Genomic DNA, 6,328 nt, shown 5'->3' with positions numbered 1-6,328 from the left:
CGGCGACCCGCACCACCCCGCCCGCATCCTGATCGTGGACGACGAACCCGCCGTCCGCGAGGCACTGCGCCGGAGCCTCGCCTTCGAGGGGTACGGGACGGAACTGGCGGTGGACGGCCTGGACGCACTGGCGAAGGTCGACGCGTACGACCCGGAGCTGATCGTCCTCGATGTGCTCATGCCCCGCATGGACGGCCTGACGGCCGCCCGCCGGCTGCGCTCCTCCGGCGTGACCGTGCCCATCCTGATGCTCACCGCACGCGACACGGTCGGCGACCGTGTCACCGGGCTCGACGCGGGGGCGGACGACTATCTGGTGAAGCCGTTCGAGCTGGACGAGCTCCTGGCCCGTATCCGCGCCCTGCTGCGCCGCAGTTCCTACGCCACCGCGGCACCTGGGGCCGCCACCGCCTCGAACGTGCTCGCCGTCGCGGATCTCCGGATGGACCTCACGACGCGCGAGGTCACGCGCGGCGACCGCCCGGTGGAGCTGACCCGTACGGAGTTCACGCTGCTGGAGCTGTTCCTCACGCACCCGCGGCAGGTGCTGACCCGTGAGCAGATCCTCAAGTCGGTGTGGGGCTTCGAGTTCGAGCCGTCGTCCAACTCGCTGGACGTGTATGTGATGTATCTGCGGCGCAAGACGGAGGCGGGCGGCGAGCCGCGGCTCGTGCACACCGTGCGGGGTGTCGGTTACGTGCTGCGGGCGGAGAGCGGCGGCTCCGAATGACCCGGACGACCCAGACGACCCAGACGACCCGAATGATCCGAACAGCCGGACGGTCCCGGTGATCAAGCGCTTCAAGCGACTGCCGCTGCGTTCCCGGCTGGCGCTGCTGTCGGCGGCCGCCGTCGCGATCGCGGTCGCGGCGGTCGCGGGCGTGTCGTGGGTCGTGCTCAAGCAGCAGCTCGAACAGCAGCGGGACACGACGCTGACCAATGTGCGCCCTACGGACGAGACGGTCGTGGACCTGGCGCGCACGTGCGGCAAGGGCCAGCTGCCGTATCCCAGCCCGTACACGGTGCAGATCATCACGACGCGGGGCGCGGTCTGCACGTCTCCTGGGAAGTCGCCGTTCACCGTCGAGTCCCAGGACCTGGCCGTCCAGCCGGGAGAGGACCCGGTGCTGCACGACGCGCGCGCGAAGAACGGTCAGGACATGCGGGTCGCCACGTCGGCGAGCACGGTGCCCGGCGTGTACGCGGTGTCCATCGCGCAGCCCTCCAGTGACATCGACAAGCCGCTCAACAAGCTGGCGCTGGTGCTGGTGTTCACGGCGGGGATAGGCGTACTGGGCGCGGCGACGGCGGGCCTCGGCATCGCGCGCGCGGGTCTGCGGCCGGTGGACCGGCTGACGGAAGCGGCCGAGCACATCGCCCGGACGGAGGACCTGGCCGTGCGCATCCCGGCGGAGGGCGACGACGAGATCGCGCGCCTGTCGCGTTCGTTCAACTCCATGACGGCGGCGCTGGCGTCCTCGCGCGACCGTCAGCAGCAGCTGATCGCGGACGCGGGGCACGAGCTGCGTACGCCGCTGACCTCGCTGCGGACGAACATCGATCTGCTGGTCAGGAGCGAGGAGACGGGCCGGGCGATCCCGCCGGAGGACCGCAAGGCGCTGCTGGCGAGCGTCAAGGCCCAGATGACGGAGCTGGCCGCCCTGATCGGCGACCTCCAGGAGCTCTCCCGCCCGGACGCGGCGCCGGACAGTGGCCCGGTCCAGGTCATCGCCCTCCACGAGGCGGCGGGCCGCGCGGTGGAACGCGCCCGCCTGCGCGGCGTCGGCCTGACCTTCGACGTGCGCCTGGACCCGTGGTTCGTCCGGGCCGAACCGGCGTCGCTGGAGCGGGCGTTGGTCAACCTCCTGGACAACGCGGTGAAGTTCAGCCCGCCGGGCGGCACGGTGGAGGTCACCCTGGCGAACGGCGAACTGACCGTACGGGACCACGGTCCGGGCATCCCGGAGGACGAACTCCCCCACGTCTTCGACCGCTTCTGGCGCTCCCCCTCGGCCCGCAGCCTGCCGGGCAGCGGCCTGGGCCTGTCGATCGTGGCGCGCACGGTGCGCGGCGCGGGCGGCGAAGTCTCCCTCCGCGCGGCACAGGGCGGCGGCACGGCCGCCTCGGTACACCTGCCGGGAGCGACGACGGCCCCTCCGGCGTTGTGAATCAGCGGAGGGACGAGGAACCGGAACCTTCCAGCCCGGATACCACAGAACGTTCGGCGCGACCCCAATTCGCGTGAATTAACAGGCATTTCGCCCTGTTGCCCGGTGATTATCCCGGGGGTGGGACCTCTGTGATCTACGCTGCGCACATGGGACATACGCATTACGACGACGATCACGCGACGGCACGACACGACCGCTTGAACGGGAGGTCGACCTAGAGAAACTCCTAAGGGCGTGTCCGATAGGCCAGCGCCGACCCGTGCATTTGCTGTCATTTCGAACACGAGAGCCCGGCCTCCCTGTTTGGGTGAACCGCTGTCTGGGCTCTGTCCAAGGCTGACGTGCTGCGCTGTGCTGGCTTCGTCCACTGGGGTGCCGGTTCGGCCCGGCAGAGGAGGACTTATGAGGTCACTATGGGGGCGGCGAGGGCTCAGGAAAGCCGTTCTGACGGGAGCGTCGGTGCTCGCGCTGCTGACGGCGACGGCGGGCAGCGCGCAGGCGGCGTCCGGCACCTACACCTACGTCACACCGTCCGGGCAGAGCATCCAGGGCCAGGACCCGCCCAGCGACACGTGCGTCCCGCTCACCGGGGGCGCGGTGAGGTTCTCTAACGACACCACCGACACCGCCTTCCTCTACGCCGGCGGATCATGCAGCGGACAATGGGGCGAACTCGTCAGTGTCGGCGCCACATGGGACGCGCCCACGGGCGCCCAAGCCCTGGGCGTCCGCTTCGGCTCGGCCCCCGGGTAGATCATCAACGGACCCACAGCCGGATCGCAGCGAGGGTGACTGTGCCCTGGAAGACGTACGCTCTCTTGTCGTATCTGGTGACTACGGCCCGGAAGCCCTTGAGCGCGTTGACGGTTCGTTCGACCTCGTTCCTGCGGGCAGAGCAGGCCCGGTCGAAGCCGGTTGGCCGGCCGCCGCGGCTTCCGCGGCGTTGTGGCACCCCAGAAGGTGATCACCGACACGATCCGGCAGCAGCGCGAGAATTCCTCGCGGATCGGGCCGATGACGGACACAGGCACGACGGGCACAAGCTCTCCCCGGGATCGCAGAGCGTAGACAACTCCATGATCACCAGGAGGCTGGTTCAGCCAGGGACCGACAGCAGCCCATCCGCGGCTGTGCACGCGGCCAGAGCCGCATCGAGGCGACGCGGCCGTGCCCGGGCGCGGGTCATGTGCCGAGTGGGTGGTCCTGGAAGAAGCGCCAGATGATCGGGGTCGCGTCGATAACCGCGGGGGTGGGGGAGTCTGCGTTGGGTGTGGTGCTGGGCCAGGTGTGACCGAGTCCGGCGATCCGGTGGTGGACCAGGGCGAACCGTCCGTTGCAGCCGCTCCACGTCTCACGGGTCACCCCGTGGCCGAGGTCCCCCACGGCGGGTTCGGGTGCGCATCCACCGCGTCCTGCCCAGGCGGCGAGCCAACTCGGCAGCGAGGGAAGGCCCTTGGCCGGGTTTCCGGCATAGGGGATGGTCGTGTCCGCGGTGCCGTGAAAGTCGACGATGGGACCGGGGTGCGTGGGCCCGCACGGGCCCGACTGCGGGTAGAAGGCGCCGGAGACCGGGGCGAACGCCGCGATTCTGTCCGGCATGCGGCAGGCGAGGACACCGACGAATCCGCCGCCGTTCGACTTTCCCGCGGCGTACACGCGCCGGGCATCGACGCACAGCTGCTGTTGCAGGAGCGAGACGAGGTCGCTGGTGAACAGGACATCGTCGACGGGCGCGGAATAGGGCGCTCCCTGCCACGCCGTCTCGCCGTCGGTGCCGGGCAGGCCCTGCGGGTACACCGAGATGGCGGGCAGTGCGGACATCCCGGTGAGCCGCTCCTGGAAGTGGGCGGTGCGGTGGTGCCCATGGAAGGAAAGCACGAGCGGGCTCGGGCGCCGGGCGTCGTAGGCGCTGGGCAGATGAATGAGGTAGCCGCGTTCGCGCCCGCCCGAACGCAGCGTGGCGCTCACCGACCTCCCGCCGGGGTACGGGGATGTGCGGCCGCATCCCGTGGTCCGCACGGGCTGGTCGACGACCGCGGACGCGCTGCCCGTGGAACTCGGCCCCTGGGAGGCTGCCGGAGACGCGCCGGTGTTCCCGGCGCACCCGGCGAGCAGTGTCACGGCCAAAGCGATACCCATCCATAGGCGCGCACGGCCGCGCCTGCTCCCGGCCCCGGACCGTGCGGGCCCTCTGTCTTCACGTGCCATATCGGCTCCCCCATGTCGGCTCACCCACCGGAGTGGTTCACCGTCCGTGCGACGGTGAACCACTCGTGTGTCTCCGGCAGGCAGGTGACCCTGAGTCTGGGGGATGGCATGACGACGGTCGTGCTTGCGTACATAGCGTTCACGCACGGTTCCTCACATCGGCCTACTTCGGGTTCAGCCAGGGTGAGCCCGGGAGACACCCGTCGCGCCGCCACTCTGTCGCGCCCATGACCTACTGGCGGACGCTCTTAGTGGACAGCGACAGGCGCCGTCTTCCGGACGAGTTCGCACCAGAGCCACTTGCCGCGAAAGCTGGGGGCCAGGCAGGACCGCCCGAGGCTCTGACTCCCCCAGTTGTCGGCGCACTCCCTGACGATGGCGAGACCGCGCCCGTAGGTGGCGTCGGGATGGCGGGCAGGAGCGACCCGGTTCGAGCCGAACCCGAACGGTTCGGGAACGACCGGATTCGCATCCCAGACGCTGATGCGGATACCACTGGCGTGGAGCTCGCCGACGCGCAGGGTGACGTCGCTGTCGGAGTACCGGCAAGCGTTGGTGACCAGCTCGGACGTCAAGAGGGCGGCGCGGTCGATGAGTTCACCGAGCCCGTACTGGTCGAGGATGCCGCGCACGGCGAGCCGGGCGATCCCGGCCGAACGGGGGTCTCGGGACAGCCCGAGCGTGTACGTCCAGGGGTCCACGGGGGATACGGTTGCCATGAGGGCTCCTTGGCGGAGTGGGGTTCGCGGCGCGACGGTGTCAGTGCCGCCCGCAACAAGGCAGGGCGGTGCGCTTCCGCTTACGCGGCGAGCCGGGTGAGTGGCTTGGGTCACACCGTAGCCGAGCCGGTGATAGACCTAATAGCGCTTCGATGAGAGAGCTACCAACTGCCCACGTCCGGGTGACGTAGGTGCACGACGCATGACGGGCAGGGAACCTGATGCCACCGACCAACGTGCCCACGCTCAGGCAGCGACGCCTGGGAGCCGAGCTCCGCAAACTGCGCGAGCGGGCCGGCTTGTCGTCAACTGCGGCCGCAGCCCGCCTAGGTGTGCAGCAAGCGCGCATGAGCATGATCGAAGCAGGTCGCTACGCGGTGAGCGCGGACCGGGTGCGAGCGATGGCTATCAGCTACAGCTGCACAGACCCGGCACTGATCGATTCCCTGGCCAACATGACCGGAGGGCGGACGCGCGGATGGTGGGACGAGTACCGGGAGCTCCTTCCCGCAGCGCTGATCGACCTGGCCGAGCTCGAACATCACGCCAAAGAGGTGCGAGTCGTACTCGCGATTCACCTCCCCGGCCTGCTCCAGACGGCTGATCACATTCGCGCGCTCTTCCAAGAAGGCCTGCCCGAGCTCAGGCCCCACGAGATCGAACACCGGCTCTCGTACCGCATCAGACGGCAAGAGGTCCTCCATCGCAAGCCGTCGATCCCTTACACCGCGATCATTCACGAGGCAGCTCTCCGCATGCAGGTTGGAGGACCCGCAACGCTTCGCGCGCAGCTCGGGCACCTTCTTGAGATGAGCGAGCTCGACAACATCACGCTGCGGGTGATCCCGTTCGAAGGTGGATCGTTCTCCGGCAACGGCCAGCCAATGGATTACGTATACGGCGCCGTTCGGCAACTCGACACCGTTCAACTGGACGTCCACCACGGCTGCGAGTTCCTCGACGCCGAATCCGAACTTACCAAGTACCGTTCCGTGATTGACCGCATGCAGAGCAACGCTCTCACGCCGGAGACATCGAGAGATTTCATCCACAACATCGCTCGAAGCTTGTGAAAGGCTGACGATATGGCCCCAAACCGGTGGCAGAAGTCGACCTACAGCGCCGACTCGTCGAACTGCCTCAACGTGGCGATCGCCGCAACGGGACCCGGGGCGGAGCCCCGGAACGGGGGCGCGGGGGCAGAGCCCCAACCGATTCGAGGGGCCGGGG

General features: G+C 69.0%; 6 protein-coding genes and 1 pseudogene. 4 read left to right on the top strand and 3 right to left on the bottom strand.

The features are described from left to right. The first annotated feature begins 25 nt into the window (after nt 1-25). The 3 genes from K6I34_RS28970 (at nt 26) to K6I34_RS28960 (ending at nt 2,924) form a co-directional block, all read left to right on the top strand. Nucleotides 26-730, top strand: a complete 705-nt coding sequence (locus K6I34_RS28970; RefSeq protein WP_229330336.1) for a response regulator transcription factor — start codon at nt 26-28, stop codon at nt 728-730. A 58-nt stretch (nt 731-788) separates the two neighbouring features. Then, a complete protein-coding gene (locus K6I34_RS28965; RefSeq protein ID WP_229330334.1) occupies nt 789-2,168 on the top strand; it encodes a cell wall metabolism sensor histidine kinase WalK in 1,380 nt (459 codons plus the stop codon). Nucleotides 2,169-2,573: 405 nt separating this feature from the next. Continuing rightward, a complete protein-coding gene (locus K6I34_RS28960) occupies nt 2,574-2,924 on the top strand; it encodes a hypothetical protein (RefSeq protein ID WP_229330332.1) in 351 nt (116 codons plus the stop codon). Nucleotides 2,925-2,928: 4 nt separating this feature from the next. Here the strand turns inward: K6I34_RS28960 and K6I34_RS28955 are convergent. The 3 genes and pseudogenes from K6I34_RS28955 to K6I34_RS28945 all read right to left on the bottom strand — a co-directional run. After that, nucleotides 2,929-3,117 (bottom strand): annotated as a pseudogene (locus K6I34_RS28955) (IS5/IS1182 family transposase); the annotation flags it as partial. A gap of 236 nt (nt 3,118-3,353) precedes the next feature. Continuing rightward, entirely contained in the window at nt 3,354-4,139 is a 786-nt protein-coding gene (locus tag K6I34_RS28950) for a PHB depolymerase family esterase (RefSeq protein WP_229330330.1), read from the bottom strand. 488 nt (nt 4,140-4,627) lie between these two features. Continuing rightward, nucleotides 4,628-5,098, bottom strand: coding sequence for an ATP-binding protein (locus tag K6I34_RS28945; RefSeq protein WP_229330328.1), 471 nt, complete (start codon nt 5,096-5,098; stop codon nt 4,628-4,630). Between the two features lie 221 nt (nt 5,099-5,319). Between K6I34_RS28945 and K6I34_RS28940 the strand changes: the two genes are divergently transcribed. Continuing rightward, nucleotides 5,320-6,171 (top strand): helix-turn-helix transcriptional regulator, encoded by an 852-nt coding sequence (locus tag K6I34_RS28940; protein ID WP_229330326.1) that lies wholly within the window; start codon nt 5,320-5,322, stop codon nt 6,169-6,171. Nucleotides 6,172-6,328 lie beyond the last annotated feature (157 nt).

It is taken from the genome of Streptomyces sp. UNOC14_S4, assembly GCF_020740835.1.
Classification (GTDB): domain Bacteria; phylum Actinomycetota; class Actinomycetes; order Streptomycetales; family Streptomycetaceae; genus Streptomyces.
Note: the sequence above shows the minus strand (reverse complement) of the source record. Positions and strands in the feature narration are given on the sequence as shown.